A 19920-nucleotide genomic window follows, 5' to 3' on the forward strand; every position below is an offset into this window, starting at 1 on the left:
GCCTCGCATCCTCGATGGCGCCGAAAGTGATCCAGGTCACGGGCAGGCTAATCATCGACAGGGATTGATGTCTAGACGCCGAGGGTCTGGTAGATCCCTATGCACCATGCCTATGGTCCAGGTCACTTGTCCGCGTTCATCCCGCACGAGGAGGAACCATGACCTCTCGGTCAGTTGACTCGGCAGCTGAGCTCGACGTGCTTGTGGTGGGCGCCGGATTCTCCGGCCTCCACCTGCTCCACCGGCTGCGCGGGGACGGATACTCCGTCCGCGTCCTCGAGAGCGCCCCCGAGGTCGGCGGCACCTGGTACTGGAACCGCTACCCCGGTGCGCGGTGCGACGTCGAGAGCGTCGACTACTCCTACAGCTGGGACGGCGATCTCCAGCAGGAGTGGGAGTGGACGGAGAAGTACCCAGCCCAGCGCGACATCCTCGCCTACCTCTCGCACGTGGCCGACCGGTTCGACCTGCGCAAGGACGTCGAGCTCGAGACCACGGTCACCGGCGCGACCTGGGACGAGAGCACCTCCCGCTGGTCGGTCCGGACCGAGGACGGGCGAGCGTACGCCGCCCAGTTCCTGGTGATGGCCGTCGGCTGCCTCTCGGTGCCGAAGGAGGTCGATCTGCCCGGCCTCGAGCACTTCGGCGGTCAGGTCCTGCGCACCTGGAACTGGCCCGAGGACGCCGAGCTGGCCGGGCATGACGTGTGCGTGATCGGCACCGGCTCCACCGGCGCCCAGGTCGTCCCCGCGCTCGCCGAGGTGGTGGCGCGGCTGACCGTCGTCCAGCGCACCCCCAACTTCGTCATACCCACCCGGAACCGGCCGCTGGCCGAGGGTGAGCTCGAGGCGGTCAAGGCCGAGTACCCGGAGCGGCGCCGGCGCAACGCCGGCCATTCGGCCGGCGTCTTCCGCTCCGACAACCCCAAGAACGCGATGGAGGTCGACGCCGCCGAGCGGCAGGCGACCTTCCAGGAGCGCTGGGAAGGTGGCGGCATCAACTTCCTGGGCTCCTTCGCCGACCTGATGTTCGACCAGGCGGCCAACGACGCGATCTGCTCCTTCGTCCGGGAGAAGATCGGGGAGATCGTCGAGGACCAGAAGGTCGCCGAGCTGCTCAAGCCGGACTCCTACCCCCTGGGGGCGAAGCGACCGGTCGTTGCCACCGACTACTACGAGACGTTCAACCGACCGAACGTCAGCCTGGTCGACGTGCGCGAGAACCCGCTGGAGGCGTTCACCGAGTCCGGTCTCGCCCTGGCCAACGGTGAGCAGCACGACTTCGACACCCTGGTCCTGGCGACCGGCTTCGACGCGTTCACCGGCGCCTTCACCAAGATGGAGATCCGTGGACGGGACGGGGTGCTGCTCCGCGACGTCTGGCAGGAGGAGGGTCCGAAGACCTTCCTCGGCCTCTCCTCGGCCGGGTTCCCGAACATGCTGATGCCGGCCAACGCGGGCAGCCCGTCGGTCCTCTCCAACATGGTCACCTCGATCGAGCAGCACGTCTCCTGGATCGCCGACCTGCTCGCCGAGATGCGCGCGCGGGGGCTGCGGACCGTCGAGGCGGAGCCGCAGGCCCAGGAGAAGTGGGTCGAGCACGTCGAGGAGGTCGCCCACATGACGCTGTGGCCCAACGGTGACTCGGGCTCGTGGTACCGCGGCGCCAACATCGCCGGCAAGCCCCAGCTCTTCATGCCGTACGCCGCGGGGGTCGTCGAGTACGGCAAAGCCCTGGAGAAGTCCGCGAAGAGCGGCTACGAGGGCTTCGTCCTGGCCTGACTCCCCCCAGCCGTCCCCGACCCATCAGGAGGATCACCATGTTCCACATGCTCGTCACCTACCAGCAGCCTGCGGACCGCGACGCGTTCCTGGAGCACTACCGCACCTCGCACGCCGTGAAGGCGCGGCAGATGCCCGGGCTGCGCAGCTACACCTGGGGGGTCGTGGACCCCCTCGACGGCAGCGCGTCCGACACCTACCTCGTCGCCCAACTCTCCTTCGACGACAAGGACGCGCTGCTGGCGGCCATGGGGTCGCCCGAGGGGCAGGCCGCGAGCGCCGACATGGCCGAGCTGCCGCACAACGGCTTCGCCATGCACACCTACGCGGACGCCTGAGCCCGCGCGGCCGGCGTCAGGCGCCGGTCCAGCGCGGCTCGCGCTTCTCCACGAAGGCGGCCGCGCCTTCCTTGGCGTCGGCAGAGTGGCGGATCGGGTCGACGTACTCGTGCTGCCGGTCGAACATCTCCTCCAGCTCCCAATCCTGGGAGCGGACCAGCACCTGCTTGGAGGCGGACAGGGCCAGCGGGGCGTTCGCAGCGACCTCGTCGGCGAGCGCGAGCGCCACGTCGAGGGCGGTGCCGGGCTCGGCGAGCCGGTTGACCAGGTGCACCTCGGCGGCGTCGGTGGCCGGCCACATGGCGCCGGTCAGGACCAGCTCCATCGCCAGGTGGTAGGGGATCCGCCGCTGCAGACGAAGCAGACCGCCGGCGGCGGCAGTCAGGCCGCGCTTCACCTCGGGCAGGCCGAACCTGGCCGCGGTCGAGGCCACGACCAGGTCGCAGGCGAGGACGATCTCGAACCCGCCGGCCAGGGCGTAGCCCTCGACCGCGGCGATGAGCGGCTTGGCCGGGGGCCTCTGCACCAGGCCGGCGAAGCCGCGACCCTCGACCACCGGACGCTCGCCCCGGGCGAATCCCTTGAGGTCCATCCCGGCGCAGAACGTCTGGTTGGCGCCGGTGATGACGCCGACGCTCAGGTCCGGGCGGCTGTCGAGCAGGTCCAGCGCGTCCGCGATCTCCTGGGCCATCTGCAGCGACATCGCGTTGCGGGCCTGGGGCCGGTCCATGGTCATCACCAGCACGCGACCGCGCTCGGTGACCTTGAGTTCGGGCAGCTCGGGGCCACCCGCGGCTCCCGCGCTCATCGGGGCGACATCCTGATCGCGCCGTCGAGACGGATGGTCTCGCCGTTGAGGTAGGGGTTCTCGACGATCTGCTGGGCGAGCATCGCGAACTCGTCCGGAGCGCCGAGGCGTGCGGGGTTCGGCACCTGGGCGCCGAGGCCGTCGCGGATCTCCTGGGAGAACCGGGCCAGGATCGGGGTGTCGAAGACGCCGGGGGCGATGGTGTTGACCCGGATGCTCTTGGTGGCCAGGTCGCGGGCGGCGACCAGCGTCATCCCGACCACACCGGCCTTGGCGGAGGCGTAGGGGATCTGGCCGATCTGGCCCTCCCAGGCGGCGACCGATGCGGTGAGCACGCAGACGCCTCGCTCTCCGTCGACCACCTCGTTCCTGGCCATCCGGGTGGCGGCCAGGCGCAGGACGTTGAACGTGCCGACCAGGTTGATGTTGATCAGCTGCTGGTAGAGGTCCAGGTCGCCGGGGGTGCCGTCCCGGTTGACCAGGCGGACCGTGCCGCCCTTGCCGGCGCAGTGCACCAGGGCCCGCAACGGGCCCTGCTGCTCGGCGGTGTCCAGGGCGGCTTCGACGGCCTCGGGGTCCGTCACGTCGCCGTGGCTGAAGGTGCCGCCGATCTCCGCGGCGAACTCCTTGCCCAGTTCCTCGTTGAGGTCCAGGACCACCACGTGCGCGCCGGCCCGGGCGAGCCGTCGAGAGGTGGCGGCCCCGAGACCGGAGGCGCCTCCGGTCACCAGGGCCGATGCTGCGGTCAGGTCCATGTCGTGCTCCTTGCTGGGGAGTGGGTGCCGCGGTGCGGCCGGGCGAGGCGGGTCAGAGACGTTCGATGACGGTCGCGTTGGCCATGCCGCCGGCCTCGCACATCAGTTGCAGGCCGTAGCGCTGCCCGTTGTCCTCGAGGGCGTGCAGCATGGTGGTCATCAGGCGGGCGCCGGAGGCGCCCAGCGGGTGGCCCAGGGCGATCGCGCCGCCGCGGGGGTTGAGCTTCGCGGGGTCGGCGTCGAAGTCCTCGAGCCAGGCCAGCGGCACGGGGGCGAACGCCTCGTTGACCTCGACGTGGTCGATCTCGTCCAGGGTGAGTCCCGAGCGGGCGAGGATCTTGTGGGTGGCGGGGATCGGTCCGGTCAGCATCAGCAGCGGGTCGCTGCCGACCACCGACATGGAGTGCACCCGGGCGCGGGGACGGAGGCCGAGCTCGTCCGCCTTCTCTCGCGACATCAGCAGCAGCGCGCTGGCGCCGTCGGTGATCTGCGAGGAGTTGCCGGCCGTGGTCGCCCACGTCACCTGCGGGAAGCGCTCGGCGACCTCGGGGGTCTCGAAGACCGCCTTGAGGCCGCCCAGCTTCTCCGGGGTGGTGCCGCGGCGGATGGTCTCGTCGGCCTTGACGATGCCGTGGGGGGTGGTGATGGGCACGATCTCGCGGTCGAACGCGCCTGCGTCCTGCGCGGCCGCCGCGCGCTCGTGGGAGAGGGCGGCGTACTCGTCGAGCTGCTGGCGGGTGAACCCCCACTCGGCGGTGACCAGCTCGGATGCGACTCCCTGCGAGACCAGCCCGGGGGCGTAGGCGGCGCGGACGCCGTCGCCGTACGGGTCGGCGTCCATCCGGGCCGATCCCATGACCACCCGGCTCATCGACTCGATGCCGCCGGCGATGACGATGTCGGCCTCGCCCGAGAGGATTCCCTGCGCGGCGAAGTGGACGGACTGCTGGCTCGAACCGCACTTGCGATCGATGGTCGTCGCCGGCACGTGCGCGGGTAGTCCGGCGGCCAGCCAGGCCATCCGGCCCGGCGTCGCCGACTGCTCGCCGACCTGGGAGACGCAGCCGATGATCACGTCGTCCACGGTGCCGGGGTCGACCTCGGGGGAGCGGGCCAGGAGGGCCTGCAACGTCTGCGCGAGCAGGTCCACCGGATGCACGTCGGCGAGCGCGCCGCCCGCCTTGCCTCGCCCCACGGGTGTCCGTACGGCGTCGACGATCACGACGTCGCGGGGGTTGTCCTCTTGCGTCTTGACCATGGCGATTGCTTATCATGATTGTCATCCGTATGTCCACGGAGGTCGCGCACCGAGGGGTCTGAGACTCGAGGTCAATTCCTTGACAGGGTTTCTTGGATGAATCTAGGATAATGATTACAACCAAGGAGGTGATTCCGTGACGGACAAGTACGCGGAGATCCGGCAGCTCGCGGCACAGGTGGCGCGTGAGGTCTACGAGCCCATGGCGGAGTCGCTCGACGTCGACCGCACCCCGCTGCCCAAGGAGGAGAGGCGCCGGCTCGGCGACCTCGGATTCCTCGGCATCGCGCACCCCGAGAAGTACGGCGGCTCCGGCGCGCCCCTCGAGGAGGCGCTGGTGGTCATCGAGGAGCTGGGCAAGGTGTGCCGGCCGGCCGCCTTCCAGGTCTTCGAGGCCAACACCGGTCCGGCTCAGGTGATCACCCACCTCGGCTCCGAGGAGCAGCGCGAGCGCTGGCTCCCGGCCATCGTCAGCGGCGAGAAGACCATGGCGGTCGGCATCTCGGAGCCGGACGCCGGTTCCGCCGCCACCGACATGCGGACCACCGCCAAGGAGGTCGACGGCAAGCTGGTGATCAACGGCTCCAAGCGCTGGATCTCCAACGGCGGTGAGGCCGACCAGTACCTCCTCTACTGCCGCCTCTCCGACGCACCCGGGGCCAAGGGTGTCGGTGCGGTCGTCGTGGAGAAGGGCACGCCCGGGTTCTCCTTCGGTGCCAGCGAGCGACTCATGGGTTTCCGCGGCATCCCGTCGGCCGACCTCTACTTCGACAACGTCGAGGTGCCGCTCGAGGACGTGGTCGTCCCTGCCGGCTCCTTCGGCAAGCTCTTCGGCATCTTCTCGATCGAGCGGATGGGCAACACGACGATGAGCCTCGCCATCGGCCAGGCAGCGCTGGACAAGACCCTGAAGTACGTCGAGGAGCGCGAGCAGTTCGGCAAGCCGCTGGTCGAGTTCCAGTCGATCCAGGTCATGCTCGCTGACATGGTGCTCCAGGTCGAGGCAGCACGTCTGCTCCGCGACCGAGCCGCCGCCTCCGCCACGGCCACGGGCATCCCGGACCCGCTCCAGGTGTCGCTCGCCAAGTGCACCGCCAACGAGATGGCCAAGAAGGTCACCGACCTGGCGATGCAGATCCACGGTGGGAACGGCTACACCGAGGAGTACGGTCTCGAGCGGCTGCACCGAGACTCCCACGGCTGGGCGATCGCCGGTGGCACCCCGACGATGCAGCGGATCCGCATCGTCTCCGAGGTGCTCGGCCGCAAGTTCGACCAGCGCCGCTGACCTGGCCGCCGGCCATCACCAGACTTCGAGAAGGGACTCATCGTGGAAGACGGCCAGTTGTTCGACCTCGGACCGCAGCACCGCAAGGTCCAGGAGATCGCTCGGGAGGTGGCCGCAAAGGTGGAGCCCTTCGCGGCCGAGGCGGACGAGGCGGTCGACGTCCACCAGGGCTGCCTCGACGCCCTGCGCGCCAGCGGACTCGCCCGCTACGTCGTCCAGGCGGCGTACGGCGGACACGACGAGGTGCTGGACCCGCTCACCATCGCGGTGGTCCGCGAGCAGCTCATGTACTCCTCGGGCCACCTGGACTCCATGTTCGGCATGCAGGGCGTCGGCAGCTACTCGCTGTCGGTGGGGGGCTCGGAGGAGCTGAAGCAGGAGTGGCTGCCGAAGGTCGCGACCCTGGACGCGATCGCCGCGCTGGCCCTGACCGAGCCTGACGTGGGCTCGGACCTGCGGGCGATCACCACCACGATGGTGGCCGACGGCGACGAGCTGGTCGTGAACGGGCGCAAGTCGTTCATCACCAACGGCGGTGCGGCTGACTTCTACTGCACCCTGGTCCGCGAGGGCGAGGGCTGGTCGATGGTGCTGGTCCCGGCGGGGACGCCGGGGCTGAGCATCGAGCGCGGCGACGACCTGCTCGCCCCGCACATCCTGGGCGAGCTCGCGTTCACCGACGTCCGGGTGCCCGCGGGCAACCGGCTCGGGGTGCCCGGCAAGGCGTTCTCGCTGATGCTGCAGACCCTGGCCGTCTTCCGGGTCACCGTCGCCGGCTCCGCCGTCGGCCTGGCCCAAGCGGCGCTCGACGAGGCCAAGGGCCACGCCCTGACCCGGGAGCAGTTCGGCGCTCCGCTGATCGAGCTGGGCGCGGTCTCGCAGAAGCTGGCCCAGTCGTGGACCGACGTGGAGGCCGCCCGCGCGTTCGTCTACCGCGCGGCCGCCCTGGCCAAGAGCGACCCGCTCGGCCACCTCGACTACTCCTCGATGGCCAAGGTGCACGCCACCGAGGCCGCCGCGCAGGTGGTGGACCGGTCGGTGCAGACGATGGGCCGGTTCGGCCTGGTCCGCGGCTCGAAGATCGAGCGGCTCTACCGCAACGCCCGCCCGCTGCGGGTCTACGAGGGCGCCACCGAGGTGCTGCTCGACTCCCTGGCCCGCCGCCTCGCCAAGGGCGTCCGCTGATGGATCTCCAGCTCGAGGGCAGCGTCGTCCTGGTCACCGGCGCCAGCCGCGGCCTCGGCGCAGCGATGGCGCTGGGCCTGGCGAAGGAGGGTGCCACCGTCGTGGCGGCCGCCCGCTCCAAGGACAGCCTCGCCGAGGTCGCCGCGCAGGGCGGGGGCCGGATCTCGGCCGTCACCGTCGACATGCGCGACGAGGAGTCGGTGCAGGCCCTCGTCCCCGAGGTGATCGCTCGGCACGGCCGCATCGACGGGCTGGTCAACAACGCCGGCATCGCCCCTGCGGGCAAGTTCGCCACCCAGGATCCGGCGATCTGGAAGGACGCGATGGCGGTCAACGTCATCGCGCCGATGCTGCTGGCCCAGGCGGCCGGCGTCCAGATGATCGAGCAGGGCGCGGGTCGCATCGTCAACATCGCCTCCACCACCGGCGTGCGCGGCAAGCCGTTCCTGGTGCCCTACTCGACCTCCAAGGGAGCGGTCGTCCGGTTCACCGAGGCGCTCGCGGCCGAGTGGGCCGCGAAGAACGTGCAGGTCAACTGCATCGCGCCCGGAGCCTTCGTCACCGAGGCGCAGAAGGCGGTGACGGAGTCACCCGAGCTGCACGCCAAGCGGATCGCCAAGATCCCGGCCGGCCGGATGGCCGACCCGTCGGAGATCGTGCCGCTGACCTGCCTGCTCGTCTCCCCACTGGCCTCGTTCACCACCGGAGCGGTCTTCGTCGTCGACGGCGGCGAGTCCGGCAAGCTCTGATCCGCCCACCCTGTCCTGAGAGGACGCGCCCGTGATCATCGACGCCCACACCCACGTCTGGCCCGACAAGATCGCCCAGATCGCTCTCGGCGGCAACCGCGTCGAGGGGCTCGAGGCCCGCGGCGACGGCACGGTCGGTGGCCTGACCCAGGACATGGCTGCGAGCGGCGTCCAGGTCAGCTGCTGCCTGGCCATCGCCAACGAGGCCCGGCACGTCGACTCGGTCAACCGCTTCGTCGCCGGCCTGGCGGACGAGACCCACGTGCCGTTCGGCACGGTCCATGTCGGGCTCTCCGTCGAGGAGAACCTGGCGAGCCTCCAGCGCCACGGCGTCCGCGCGGTCAAGATCCATCCGCTGTTCCAGAAGTACGCCCTCGACGACCCACGCTTGTGGGAGATCTTCGAGGCGTTCGGCAGCGACTACGCCGTGATCACGCACGTGGGGGAGGGAGGTGACCCGTTCACCAACAGCCTCTCCAACCCCAAGATGATCCGGGACATCACCCGGCAGTTCCCCGACCTGCGGTTGATGGCCTGCCACTTCGGCGGCTACAAGATCCTCGACGACGCCGAGGAGATGCTCGCCGGCACCGACGTGGTGCTGGAGACCTCCTGGCCGCCGTCACTGGCGACGCTGCGCCCCGAGCGGGTGCGCGACCTGATCCGCAAGCACGGCGCCGAGCGGATCGTCTTCGGGTCCGACTGGCCGATGACCAGCCCCGCCGAGGAGATCCGCGCGATCGAGGCCCTCGGGCTCACCGACGACGAGACCAAGATGGTGCTCGGCGGCACGCTGGCGAGCGTGCTGGGGGACCAGCTGCCTTCCTGAGGTCCGCGACGCGAGGTGGTCGCTCGGAGGGGCCCAGAAGATCCTGGGCCCCTCCGAGCGACACTTCCGAGGCCCGGTCGGCGGGGGAGAGGGCTAGACCCGACCCCAGACGATGGGCGCGTCCAGCACCTCGGGGAACTTCTTCTCCGCGTAGCGGACGTATTCCCTGATGTGGTCGCGCATGGCCTCGGCTGCGGCCGAGGGGTCGCGCGCCTCGATCGTCTTGTAGATGTGCAGGTGCGCCTTGTGCACGGCGGCACGGCGCGGCTCGGGGTAGTCGATGCCGATCGCGGACCCGTCCAGGATGCCGAGCAGCGCGTCGACCAGGAGGCCGAACATCGCGTTGCCGGAGCCGTGGGAGATCACGTCGTGGAACCGCTTGTTCTCCTCGAGGAAGATCGCCTGGTTCCCGAGGTTCTCGTGCATGTTCTCGACGCTCTCCTTGAGGGAGGCGAGCGACTCCTCGCTCATCCGCTCGGCGGCGAGCTGGGACATCATCGGCTCGAGACCCAGCCGGGCCTCCGCGATGGTGCGGAACGGCGCCTGGGAGAACTGCAGGAGAAGGGTGAGCGAGGTGGCCAGGCTGCTGGCGTCCGGCTGCACCACCACGGGACCGCCGCCGGGGCCCGGCTTGAGGGTGATGACCCCTTGGAGCTCCAGGAAGCGGAGCGACTCGCGCAGCGTCCCTCGCCCGACGTCGTACTTCTCCAGCATCGCCCGCTCGGGCGGGAGGCGGTCGCCGATCACGTTGCCGCGCTCGTTGATGTCCGCGACGATGCGCTGCGCGACCAGCATGGCGGTCTTCATGGGCCGCAGGGTGGTGGCGGTCATCAGTGGGTTCCTTCCGAGACGACGCTCGCAGGCTGGCGCGGACGGGGAATCATAATCATCTTTCTGTCCATGATGGGTCCGACGCGCGAGGCGACGCGGGTGTCAGTTGCTGAGTACACCGGCGGCGGCAAGACGGCCGACCTCGTCGGCGTCCATCCCCAGCTGGTCGACGAGGACCTCACGAGTGTGCTCGCCGATGGCGGCGACACCGTCGTACGTCGGTCCAGTGTAGTCGTCCATGTGCAGGATCGGGCCGGGCATCAGGGCCGGACCGAGCACCGTGTTCGCCAGCTCGACCAGCGTGCGCTCGCGGAAGTGCGGGTCCTGGGTGACGTCCTTGGCGTCGTTGACCGCGGCAGCGACCACCTCGTGCTCGTCCAGGATCGCGAGCGCCTCGTCCCGCGGGTAGGACCTGACCCAGTCGATGACGATCTGCTGCATCGCCTCGTTGTTGGCCATCCGCGCCGTGTTCGTCGCGAACCGCCCGTCGTCCTTCAGCTCCGGGCGGCCCATCGCCTCGAAGAGACGGAGCGCGATCGACTGGTTGGAGGCGGCGATCGAGAGCCAGCGGCCGTCGGCCGCCTCGTAGATGCCGCGCGGGGACGCGGCGCCGGAGGCGTTGCCGTGGCGCTGCATGATCGTGCCGGAGGACGTGTAGTTGAGCACGGCGTCGCCGAGGATGAACATCAAGGGCTCGTAGAGTGCGACGTCGACCTGGGAGCCCTGCCCGGTCATCTCGCGCTTGAACAGTGCCATCGAGGTGCCGAACGCGGCGGAGATGCCGGCGATCGAGTCGGCGAAGCCGAACGGCGGGGCGGTCGGCGGGGTGTCCGGCCATCCGTTGAGGAAGGCGTAGCCCGAAGCGGTCTCGGCGACCGTGCCGAACCCGGGGCGCGCCGAGTACGGGCCGGTCTGGCCGAAGCCGCTGACCCGGGTCATCACCAGGCGCGGGTGCTCCGCGGAGAGTTCCTTGAACCCCAGGCCCCAGGCCTCCATCCGACCGGGACGGAAGTTCTCGATCACCACGTCCGCGTCGGCGATCAGCGCCTTGGCCACCTCGCGGCCCTCGGGGCTGCGCATGTCGATGCCGACCGAGCGCTTGCCGGAGTTGAGCCGCGAGTAGCCGATCGCCAAGCCGTTGTGGGCGGGCTGCCACTGCCGCGCGAAGTCGCCGGAGGCCGGGTCCTCGATCTTCACCACGTCGGCGCCGAAGTCGCGCAGCATGCGCCCGGCCGTCGGGGCGGCGTACATGGAGCCGAGCTCGACCACCTTGATCCCCGCGAGCGGGCCGGAGGCCACGGAGGCGTCCGTGCGACGTTCTTGTCCGGCCTGACCAGCCATCGCTGAGTCCTCTCCTAGGGCGATAAATCAATGCATATGAATAGTACCGTTGCTCGGAACTGCCCACAACTGGGGACTGCCACATGCGCCAGGCCCGGGCGGTGTCCCATGGGCGCCGCGAAGACTCGCTCCGGAGATCGTGGCGTCCTCGAGGCGGGCGGGTGTCTGCTGCGCCTCGGTGAGGCGTGTGTCCTGGACCGCCCCCCCCCGATGTGAGTTCTGGGACGGGGGCAGGTACTGTTGGGCTCACCGACGCGGGGTGGAGCAGCTCGGTAGCTCGCTGGGCTCATAACCCAGAGGTCGCAGGTTCAAATCCTGCCCCCGCTACAAGGAACAAGGCCCGACCTGCGGACACCGCGGTCGGGCCTTGTTGCGTCTCCGGCGACATCGGCGGTGCGGCTGCTGCAGAGCTCGAGGGAGAGCGGCGCGGCCTGCAGGACCTTGTGATCCGGGTCGCGGACCTCTTGGCCCGCGCGCGTTGCTCCACCCTTTCGGGTGCGCCTACGCAGGCATCGGCGGGTTACCGCAGCCGGCATGACGAGCATTGCCGACCAGGACGCCAGCCAGCTCGGCGGGCCGCTCAGCATCCTCGTGCGGCAGCGCCGGGACCACGAGCGCCTCGACGTGCTGCTGCACCAGCTCGACGGCGCGCGCCCCGGCGCGGACGAGGACCGGGTCCTGGGGCGGATCGCCCGGCTCGTGTTCCCCCATGCCTTCGCCGAGGAGTCGGTGCTGTGGCCCGAGCTGCGGCGCCGGCTGCCTGACGGTGAGGCGCTGACGCTGCAGGTCGAGCGCGAGCACCAGGAGGTGAACGAGCTGTGGGCGGCGCTCGAGCAGCTGCCGCCCGTCGGCGCCGGCCGGAGTGACGTGCTCAAGCGCCTCGCCGACGTGCTGCGCGAGGACGTGCGCGACGAGGAGGACGTGCTCCTGCCGCGCCTCCAGGCGACGACGAGTGTGCCGCGCCTGCGGGCGCTCGGCGTCGCCTGGGAGGCGGTCCGTCGTACGGCGCCGACACGGCCGCATCCCGTCGTCTCGCGCCGGCCCCCGGGCAACGCGCTGGCCGCGGCCCCGCTGACCGTGCTGGACCGCAGCAGGGACGGCCTGGACGCCGTGGCTCGGCGCGTACCCCGACTCCAGGCGGCCACGCGCGCGAGCGGCGCCCTGGCGCGGGTCGCCGGACGAGTGGAGCGCGCCGGGGTGCTCCGTCTGGGCGAGGACCCGTCCACCCGGGTGGAGTGAGGCGACAGGGCGGCGCTCAGGTGGCGTCGGCGCGCAGCAGTCGCCGGGCGACGTGGAGGGTCGGCGTCCACTGCGAGAGCGTGGCGACCAGGTCGTCGGCGGCGGCGCCGAGCGCCGCGTCGGTCATCGGGTCGAGCGCGTCGAGGATGAACAGCGCCGCGGTCGTCTCCTCGCCCAGCTGGGTGCGGCGGGTCTGGCGCCAGTTCCAGCGCCGGCAGGTGACGCCCGCGTCGTCGCACCAGACGACCTCGCCCTCATCCGGGTGCTCGATCACGACCTCGCCGCCGGCCGCGGTCTCGAAGGCCTCGCTGCCGGTGGCCCGCAGCAGGCGCGGCGGGCCCACGTAGCGGGTGAGGTCCTCGCCGCCGACCGGGAGCAGGTGGGAGACGCTGACCGCGTTGTAGACGTCGGTGAGCCGGTTGACCCGCGGCAGCCCGGTCGGGACGCGGCGCAGCAGCGCCTCCAGGCTGTTGCGGGTGCGCTGCGGCTTGGCGCCGAACGCGCGGTAGGCCTCGCGCCAGGCCGCGACGTGCGGGATCTCCTCGGGGGAGCGCTCACCGAGCGCGTCCAGGGCGGCCTGCTCGGCGCCGCGCAACAGCGCGTCGCTGGCCTCGTCGCTGGGACCGGGACGCACTCCGTCGACGGCGAGCAGCACCGCGCGGTAGTCCGGCCGCAGGGCGAGCACCTCGGGGTCGATGCGCGCCCCGGCCAACAGCTCGTCGGGGGTGTGGGGCATGCCTCAGTGCAGCACATCGGGCCGCGCGGCGCACCCGTCGGCGGGAGACGGCCGCAGGATCAGCGCGACCCCGCGTAGTAGCCGTGCATGCAGCTCTCCCCGGCACAGTCGCGCAGCTCGCGGTGGAGCTCCCGCAGCTCCCGCAGGGCCGCGGCGCCGCGCCGGGAGCGGGCCAGCGAGCGCAGCTCGTAGGGGTCACGACGCCGGTCGAAGAGCTCCTCGCCGCCGCGGACGTAGCGCACGTAGGTCCAGCGCCCCGTCTTCACCCCGCTGTAGACCAGGCGACCGCGCGGGTCCCCGCGCTTGGAGATCGGGACCGCGCGCTGGGGGTTGCCGCCGGTCCGCACCCAGCCCAGCACGTCCACGCCGTCGAGCTCCCGCCCCGGCTCGGCCCTGGCCAGCGCGGCGATGGTGGCGGCGATGTCGGGGTTGGTGACCAGCAGCCGGGAGCGCTTCCCGCGCGGGATGCCCGGCCCGGACATCACCAGCGGGATCCCCGCGTGCTCGGCGTACGGCTGGTGCTTGCCGACGATGTTGTGCTCGCCGCTGCCCCAGCCGTTGTCAGAGGCGTAGATCAGCACGGTGCGGCGCAGCTGGCCGGTGGCGCGCAGCTTCCTGACGATCTTGGCCACGCCCTCGTCGACGGCCTGGAGGGCCTCGAGGCGCTGCTGGTACTGCTCGCGCAGGATCGCCTTGTCCAGCGGCGACCAGCCGCCGCGGCGCCGGGTGGAGGGGTTCCGCTTGTCGCTGACGTCGGCCTCGAACATGTTCGGCTTGCGCGGCAGCCGGGTGCCCTCGAACAGGTCGCGGTGGCGTGGCGCGGGCGCGGGCGTGGTCCGCCGGTCCCGGTGCCGCGGGTGGCGTGCCAGCGGGTCGTCGGCCTCGACCGGGCCCCCGGCGTGCGGCGCCACGTAGTTGAGCCACAGGTAGAACGGCGTACCGCGCGAGCGGCGCTGGCGCGAGGCGTCGGCGAGCAGGTCGGTGGCGAACCCGGTGAGCGCGTCGCTGCTGTAGCGGCGCACCTTCTGCAGGCGGTGGTCGTGGTTGACCGTGAAGCGCCGGTAGCTGTACGTCGAGGGGTCGACGGTGGCGATCCAGTCCGACCACCCCGGAGGGACGTAGGTGCGGGAGCGTCGCGGGCTGGCGCCGTAACCGTTGAGGTACTTGCCGACGAACATGGTGCGGTAGCCCGCGTCGTCCAGCCAGGTCGGCAGGGTGTCGCCGTCGTCGAAGGAGCGGAACCCGCCGTGGCGCCCGTGGATCGTCTCCGCGCCGTGGTTGTGGGCGAACTGGCCGGTCATCAGTGAGGCGCGGGCGGGGACGCAGATCGGGCTCGGGGCGATGGCGTTGTCGAAGCGGGTGCCGCGGGCCTCGATCAGGCGACGCACGTGCGGCATGTGGCGCAGGTCGTCGACGCTGGCGTCGTCGGCGGTGACCATCACGACGTTCGGGCGCCCGGCGGAGCGGGGCATCGCCGGGGTCAGCGCCCGGGTCCCCACCGTCACCGGGAACCGACCGGCCTCGGCGGCCGCGCCCACTGACCCGGAGGCCTGCTCCGGTGGGCTCATGGCCGGGGTCGACAGCGCGGTGCAGGCGGCGATCGCCACGGAGAACGAGGCCACGAGGGCGGCGCGGCGGCGGGACATCGGTGCTCCTGGCGGTTCGGGTCGGGCGCTCCCGGCTCGGGGGCATGGCACACCCTGCCGCACTTCGGGCGGGCGTCAGTCGGGAAGCCGACATCTGGCGCAGATGCGTGGGCCACACCGGCCGGCGCTCGTCGTCGGTGTCCGTGCCGCTCGGAGGGGTGCGCGGCGGCCGGTCAGCCGCTACGATCCGAGAACAAACAGTCACGCCTGACTTTTTTTGGAGATGCGATGGCCCCCGCCGACCTGCCCGCCCAGCTCACCGGCTTCCCGCGCCTGGTGGAGGCGCGCGCCGACCTCGCGGCTCCGCTCGCCGTCGCGAGCGCCCTGGTCGCCAACCCCGCCCGGCACGCCGATTGGCTGAGCATGCACGCGGCGTTCCGCGAGGCGCCGCCGGAGGTGGCCAGCACCGGGGACAGCTTCGAGGAGCAGGTGACCCTGATGGGGATCCCCGCCGACATCTCGTGGGTGGTGAGCGAGGCGGCCGAGGGGCTGACCGCGCTCGACGGCGCCGGGCCGATGAACCTCACCCTCGCGCTGCGCCTCGAGGTCGGGCAGGACGACGACGGGCAGGTCGCCTTCAGGATCCGCGCCGGCATCGGCGGGGACCCGGTCGAGGGCCCGCTCGGCGCCACCGTCGCCGCCAGCGTCGAGGAGGCGCTGGTCGAGTCCGCCGAGCGGTTCGCGGCCCTGGCCGCGGAGCTCGCCGCCGACCCGGCCGAGAGCACCGGCGCCCGGTTCCCCCAGCGCAGCGTCGTGCACGAGCGCACCGGCATCCGCCTCGACCCCCGCACCCCAGTCCTGGTCGGGGCCGGCCAGGTCGTGCAGCGCCGCCCCGACCTCGAGGACCCGCAGGGCACGGCCGACCCGGCGACGCTGGCGACCCGGGCCCTGCGCCGGGCGGCCGAGGACAGCGGGGCCGGCGAGCAGCTGCTCCAGGCCGCCGACGCGGTCTACTACGTCGCCAGCGCCTCGTGGACCTACCGCGACGCGGGTCGCCTGATCGCCGAGCAGCTTGGCGCGACCCCGCGCGAGACCGCGATGTCCGCGCCGTACGGCGGGGACGCGGGGCAGGTGCTCATCAACACCGCGGGCCAGGCGGTGGCCGATGGCCGCGCCGAGGTGGTGCTGGTCAGCGGTGCCGAGGCGGGCGCGACCCTCGCCGCCGCGCAGAAGCAGGGCCTCGACCTCGGCTGGCCGGTGCAGGAGCGCGACGTCGTGCCGACGACCGTCCTCGGCAGCGACCGCGAGGCCAACAACGGGCCGGAGACCGCCGCTGGCCTGAGCGTGCCGGTGTACACCTACGCGCTGATGGAGTCCGCGCTGCGCGCCAAGGCGGGGGAGTCCCCGGCCGAGCACCGCCGCACGATCGCCGGGCTCTGGTCGCGGCTCTCCGAGGTCGCGGCCGGCAACGAGTACGCCTGGCTGCCCCGGGCGCACACCCCCGAGCAGCTGGCCACGCCGGACGCCGGCAACCGGATGATCAGCGAGCCCTACCCGAAGCTGCTGTGCGCGAACCTGCAGGTGGACCTCGCCGCCGGCGTGGTCGTGACGAGCGTGGCGGCCGCCACCGCGCTGGGCATCGCGCAGGACAAGTGGGTCTTCCTGCACGCCGGCGCCGCGGCGTACGACGAGTGGTTCGTCTCCGAGCGGCGCGACCTGGCCGCGTCGCCCGCGATCCGCGCGATCGGCGAGGCGGCGTTCGCCCACGCGGGCATCGGCCCCGACGACGTGCGCCACGTGGACCTGTACTCCTGCTTCCCCGCGGCCGTGCAGATCGCCGCAGGCGAGCTCGGCTTCCCGCTCGAGGACCCCGAGCGCCCGCTGTCGGTGACCGGCGGCCTGACCTTCGCGGGGGGACCGGGCAACAACTACGGCACCCACGCCGTGGCCACCCTGGTGGACCGGCTGCGCCGCGACCCGGAGTCCTACGGACTGTCGACCTCGCTGGGCTGGTTCGTCACCAAGCACGCGCTGGGCATCTACTCCGCCACCCCGCCGCGCACGCCGTACCGCGCGCTCGCGCCGGTGCTGCTGCCCGAGCGCGCCCGCCCGGCGCTGGACTCCTACGCCGGACCCGGCGTGGTGGAGGCCGCGACGGCCCAGTACGGGCGCGACGGCGCCCCCGAGGCCGGCATCCTCAGCGTGCTCACGCCCGACGGCGCGCGGGTGCTGGTGCGCAGCACCCAGCCGGAGGTGCTCGACTGCATCGTCGGCGCCGACCCGCTGGGGCTGCCCGTGCAGGTCGAGGACGTCCGCACCCTGGCGTTCGTCGGCGAGGAGCGCGCCACCCTGCCCGAGCCGCCCGAGCCGCCGGTGCTGGTCGAGCGCCGCGGCCCGGTGCTGGTGGTCACGCTCAACCGCCCCGAGCGCCGCAACGCCATCGACCTGCGCACCGCGCGCCTGCTGGAGCGCGTCATCGACGCCTTCGAGGCGGACCCGGAGGCCCGGGTCGCGGTGCTCACCGGGGCGGGCGGGACCTTCTCCGCGGGCATGGACCTCAAGGCCGCCGCTGCGGGGCAGTTCGCGCTCACCGAGAAGCGCGGACCGTTGGGGATCTCGGCGCTGCCGATCGCCAAGCCGGTGATCGCCGCGGTCGAGGGCCACGCCCTCGCCGGCGGGTGCGAGCTCGCCCTGATCGCTGACCTGGTGGTCGCCTCGACCGAGTCGCAGTTCGGCATCCCCGAGCCGAAGCGCGGGCTGGTGGCCGCCGCCGGCGGCGTGATGCGGCTGACCGAGCGGCTGCCACGCAACGTGGCGATGGAGCTCGCGCTCACCGGCAACCCGATGCCGGCGACCCGCCTCGCCGAGCTCGGCCTGGTCAACCGGCTGGCCGAGCCGGGCGCCGTGCTGGACGCCGCGCTGGCGCTTGCCGAGGAGATCGTGGCCAACGCACCGCTGTCGGTGCAGGTGAGTCGGCGCATCGTCGAGGAGTCGCCGTACTGGGCGCCGGGAGAGGCGTTCGCCCGGCAGAGCGACCTCGCCTCGGTGGCGGTCACCTCGCAGGACGCCAAGGAGGGGATCGCCGCCTTCGCGGAGCACCGCAGCCCGGTGTGGCAGGGCCGTTGAGCAGGCGCTCGGGCGGGCCGTCGTCGACCCGCCCGGGCGCGGCGTGGGACCGGGATGCTTGCATTCTCCCGTGAGCGATGAGAAGGCGATGGCCGAGCTGACCCGACTCCGGTCGAGCATCGACAACCTCGATGCCGCGCTGGTGCACCTGCTGGCGGAGCGCTTCAAGTGCACCCAGCAGGTCGGCGAGCTCAAGGCGCGCGCGGAGATGCCCGCGGCGGACCCGGCACGCGAGGCGGTGCAGATCGCCCGGCTGCGTCAGCTGGCGGAGAGCTCGGGGCTCGACCCGCACTTCGCGGAGAAGTTCCTGGCCCTGGTCATCGACGAGGTCATCCGCAACCACCGCCGGCTCCAGGAGCCCGGGGACCCGCAGTCCTGAGACGCAACGGCGCCGGCGTCGCGGTCCTCACCGCGGCGCCGGCGCCTCGCTCCGTGCTCAGCCCTTGAGGGTCTTGAGCGTCAGGCGGAAGGCCTGGCTCTGGTCACGGGGCTTGCCCCGGCAGCTGTAGATCGTCGTCGCGGTCGCGGGCTGCTTGTGGCAGCGGTAGCGCGTGGAGCCGTTGCTGAGGGTGATGGTCACGCTGCGGACCGCGCGCTTGTTGAAGGCGATCGTGGTGCCGCCCTTGCCCTTGCGGTTGAGGCTGATCGCCTTGCCGGCGCCACCCTTCTTGCGGTTCACGTGGAGGTAGGCGCCCGGCGCGGAGGCGCGGTTGGGGCCGTTCACGGTGACCCGCAGCTTCCACTTCTTGCCCTTCAGCGACTTCGCGGGCTTCACCACGTAGTGCTGGGCGCTGAGGTGGTTCAGGCGCAGCGAGACCTTCCGGGTGTCCTTGCGACCGAGCTTGTAGCGCTCGGCGATGGTCGGGGAGGGCCACGCCTTGCCCTCGGGGTACGACGCCGCGGGGCGGGCGTTCGCGGCCGAGTACGCGCGGAACACGTTGGCGAACCCGCCGCGCTTCTTCAGGACGGCGGCCGTGGCCTTGATCGAGTACAGCTTGCCGCGCTGCGGGACGGCGCGCTCCCAGATCTGGCGCACGATCTTGTTGCCGAAGCGGTTGCCGAGGTACTCCCAAAAGATCCAGGAGGCGTACTGGGTGAAGCCGGTGGTCGACAGCGAGTCGAGCGCCCGGCCGGGCAGCACGACCTGGCTCTGGCTGAGGTACTGGCGGTTGTCGTTGACGGCGTCCGCGAAGCGCTCCTCGATCCAGGTCGCGGTGGACTCCATGAACCAGCGGTCCTCGTTGACGTCGTAGGCGAACTGCACGGCGTGGAAGAGCTCGTGGGCGGCGGTCACCTTGAGGTTGGCCTTGGGCGAGCCGCGGAACTCGGAGAAGTCGTTGTCGAGGACGCAGAAGCTGATCGCCCGTCCCCGGCCCTTCTTGCCCCCGAGGACCGCCTCCGGGGCGCAGTAGCCGTAGAGGCCACGGCTGCCGAGGTCGGCGAGGTAGACGTCGAACTTGCCGTTGCCGCCGTTGTCGCGGTACCAGCGGCGGTCGCTCGGCGGGCTGCGGTAGCCCATCGTCTTGGTGTGGTGGCGCCAGACCTTGTTGAGCACCGTGAGGTTGGTGTTCACCCAGGCCTGGCTCGGCGGGGCGTCGGAGGTGCTGGGGACCCAGTGGACGCACACGTTGCCCTTGCACTTGCGCTTGGAGGGCACGGTGTACCCGTCGCCGTAGGGGTCGCCGGCACCCTGGGTGGGCCGGGCGAGGATCGCCTTCGCACGGGCCCGGTCGTCGCCGCGCAGCAGCGGCATGGAGAGGGCGAGGTCGCGCAGGGTCAGCGTCGCCTCGGCCCGCTCGGCCTCGCCGGCGGTGCCCTCGATGAGCTCGGTCGCGCCCTCGAGCGCGGCCTGTGCGGACTCGGCGGTCGGGGCGACCGCGCCGCCGTCCTCGAGCGGCTCCTCGAGCTCGTCGACCGGCAGGGGCGCCTCCTCGTGCGCGCTCGCGGTGGGCATCGCGGTCGGGAGGGTGGCGGGCAGGACCGTGAAGGCCGTGCTCAGTGCCACCAGGACGGCGGCGGCGGTGCGGCGCATGAAGTTCCTTCGTGTCTCGGGGGCGGCGCCCCCGGGCG

The 19920-nt window shown here is 71.9% G+C and carries 17 protein-coding genes and 1 tRNA gene; 10 read left to right on the forward strand and 8 right to left on the reverse strand.

What is annotated here, in order from left to right; all coding sequences use genetic code 11:
- Nucleotides 1–206 precede the first annotated feature (206 nt).
- Entirely contained in the window at nt 207–1781 is a 1575-nt protein-coding gene (locus HOQ23_RS04815) for a flavin-containing monooxygenase (RefSeq protein ID WP_367650368.1), read from the forward strand.
- Between the two features lie 38 nt (nt 1782–1819).
- Nucleotides 1820–2119, forward strand: coding sequence for an EthD family reductase (locus HOQ23_RS04820; protein WP_172212323.1), 300 nt, complete (start codon nt 1820–1822; stop codon nt 2117–2119).
- Between the two features lie 16 nt (nt 2120–2135).
- Here the strand turns inward: HOQ23_RS04820 and HOQ23_RS04825 are convergent, their stop codons facing one another.
- The 3 genes from HOQ23_RS04825 to HOQ23_RS04835 are packed head-to-tail and all read right to left on the reverse strand — an operon-like array spanning nt 2136 to nt 4940.
- Entirely contained in the window at nt 2136–2927 is a 792-nt protein-coding gene (locus HOQ23_RS04825) for a crotonase/enoyl-CoA hydratase family protein (RefSeq protein ID WP_172212325.1), read from the reverse strand.
- Entirely contained in the window at nt 2924–3682 is a 759-nt protein-coding gene (locus HOQ23_RS04830) for an SDR family NAD(P)-dependent oxidoreductase (protein WP_172212327.1), read from the reverse strand. Before HOQ23_RS04830 ends, HOQ23_RS04825 begins: the two co-directional genes overlap by 4 nt.
- 52 nt (nt 3683–3734) lie before the next feature.
- On the reverse strand, nt 3735–4940 hold the full coding sequence (locus HOQ23_RS04835; RefSeq protein WP_172212329.1) for a thiolase family protein: 1206 nt from the start codon (nt 4938–4940) through the stop codon (nt 3735–3737).
- 136 nt (nt 4941–5076) lie between these two features.
- On the opposite strand from HOQ23_RS04835, the gene HOQ23_RS21160 reads away from it, so the two are divergent.
- The 4 genes from HOQ23_RS21160 to HOQ23_RS04855 are packed head-to-tail and all read left to right on the forward strand — an operon-like array spanning nt 5077 to nt 8991.
- Entirely contained in the window at nt 5077–6228 is a 1152-nt protein-coding gene (locus HOQ23_RS21160; protein WP_216653606.1) for an acyl-CoA dehydrogenase family protein, read from the forward strand.
- Nucleotides 6229–6270: 42 nt separating this feature from the next.
- Nucleotides 6271–7413 (forward strand): acyl-CoA dehydrogenase family protein, encoded by a 1143-nt coding sequence (locus HOQ23_RS04845; protein ID WP_216653607.1) that lies wholly within the window; start codon nt 6271–6273, stop codon nt 7411–7413.
- Complete coding sequence (locus HOQ23_RS04850; RefSeq protein WP_172212331.1) at nt 7413–8162, forward strand: SDR family NAD(P)-dependent oxidoreductase; 750 nt, start codon at nt 7413–7415, stop codon at nt 8160–8162. Before HOQ23_RS04845 ends, HOQ23_RS04850 begins: the two co-directional genes overlap by 1 nt.
- Before the next feature lie 31 nt (nt 8163–8193).
- Entirely contained in the window at nt 8194–8991 is a 798-nt protein-coding gene (locus tag HOQ23_RS04855; protein WP_172212333.1) for an amidohydrolase family protein, read from the forward strand.
- 93 nt (nt 8992–9084) lie between these two features.
- Here HOQ23_RS04855 and HOQ23_RS04860 read toward each other — a convergent pair whose 3' ends face one another.
- Together HOQ23_RS04860 and HOQ23_RS04865 are read right to left on the reverse strand one after the other, a co-directional pair.
- Nucleotides 9085–9822: a FadR/GntR family transcriptional regulator gene (locus HOQ23_RS04860; RefSeq protein WP_216653608.1), complete on the reverse strand. Its 738-nt coding sequence runs from the start codon at nt 9820–9822 to the stop codon at nt 9085–9087.
- A 102-nt stretch (nt 9823–9924) separates the two neighbouring features.
- Nucleotides 9925–11163: a CaiB/BaiF CoA-transferase family protein gene (locus HOQ23_RS04865; RefSeq protein WP_172212335.1), complete on the reverse strand. Its 1239-nt coding sequence runs from the start codon at nt 11161–11163 to the stop codon at nt 9925–9927.
- 253 nt (nt 11164–11416) lie between these two features.
- Here HOQ23_RS04865 and HOQ23_RS04870 point away from each other — a divergent pair.
- Together HOQ23_RS04870 and HOQ23_RS04875 are read left to right on the forward strand one after the other, a co-directional pair.
- Nucleotides 11417–11490 (forward strand) — tRNA-Met (locus HOQ23_RS04870).
- A 207-nt stretch (nt 11491–11697) separates the two neighbouring features.
- Nucleotides 11698–12402, forward strand: a complete 705-nt coding sequence (locus HOQ23_RS04875; protein ID WP_172212337.1) for a hemerythrin domain-containing protein — start codon at nt 11698–11700, stop codon at nt 12400–12402.
- Between the two features lie 16 nt (nt 12403–12418).
- On the opposite strand, the gene HOQ23_RS04880 is transcribed toward HOQ23_RS04875, so the two are convergent.
- Together HOQ23_RS04880 and HOQ23_RS04885 are read right to left on the reverse strand one after the other, a co-directional pair.
- Nucleotides 12419–13138: a B3/4 domain-containing protein gene (locus HOQ23_RS04880; protein WP_172212339.1), complete on the reverse strand. Its 720-nt coding sequence runs from the start codon at nt 13136–13138 to the stop codon at nt 12419–12421.
- A 59-nt stretch (nt 13139–13197) separates the two neighbouring features.
- The gene (locus HOQ23_RS04885; protein ID WP_172212341.1) at nt 13198–14784 is read right to left on the reverse strand and encodes a sulfatase; all 1587 of its coding nucleotides are present in this window, start codon (nt 14782–14784) and stop codon (nt 13198–13200) included.
- 228 nt (nt 14785–15012) lie between these two features.
- On the opposite strand from HOQ23_RS04885, the gene HOQ23_RS04890 reads away from it, so the two are divergent.
- Both HOQ23_RS04890 and HOQ23_RS04895 read left to right on the forward strand, forming a co-directional pair.
- A complete protein-coding gene (locus HOQ23_RS04890) occupies nt 15013–17850 on the forward strand; it encodes a crotonase/enoyl-CoA hydratase family protein (protein WP_253945141.1) in 2838 nt (945 codons plus the stop codon).
- Nucleotides 17851–17938: 88 nt separating this feature from the next.
- On the forward strand, nt 17939–18229 hold the full coding sequence (locus HOQ23_RS04895) for a chorismate mutase (protein WP_172212473.1): 291 nt from the start codon (nt 17939–17941) through the stop codon (nt 18227–18229).
- Nucleotides 18230–18286: 57 nt separating this feature from the next.
- Here the strand turns inward: HOQ23_RS04895 and HOQ23_RS04900 are convergent, their stop codons facing one another.
- Nucleotides 18287–19882 carry an MXAN_6640 family putative metalloprotease gene (locus HOQ23_RS04900; RefSeq protein ID WP_172212343.1) on the reverse strand — a complete coding sequence of 532 codons (1596 nt, stop codon included), beginning with the start codon at nt 19880–19882 and terminating at the stop codon, nt 18287–18289.
- Nucleotides 19883–19920: the final 38 nt, after the last annotated feature.

The sequence above is a fragment of the Nocardioides sp. zg-DK7169 genome, assembly GCF_013155365.1.
Lineage (GTDB): Bacteria > Actinomycetota > Actinomycetes > Propionibacteriales > Nocardioidaceae > Nocardioides.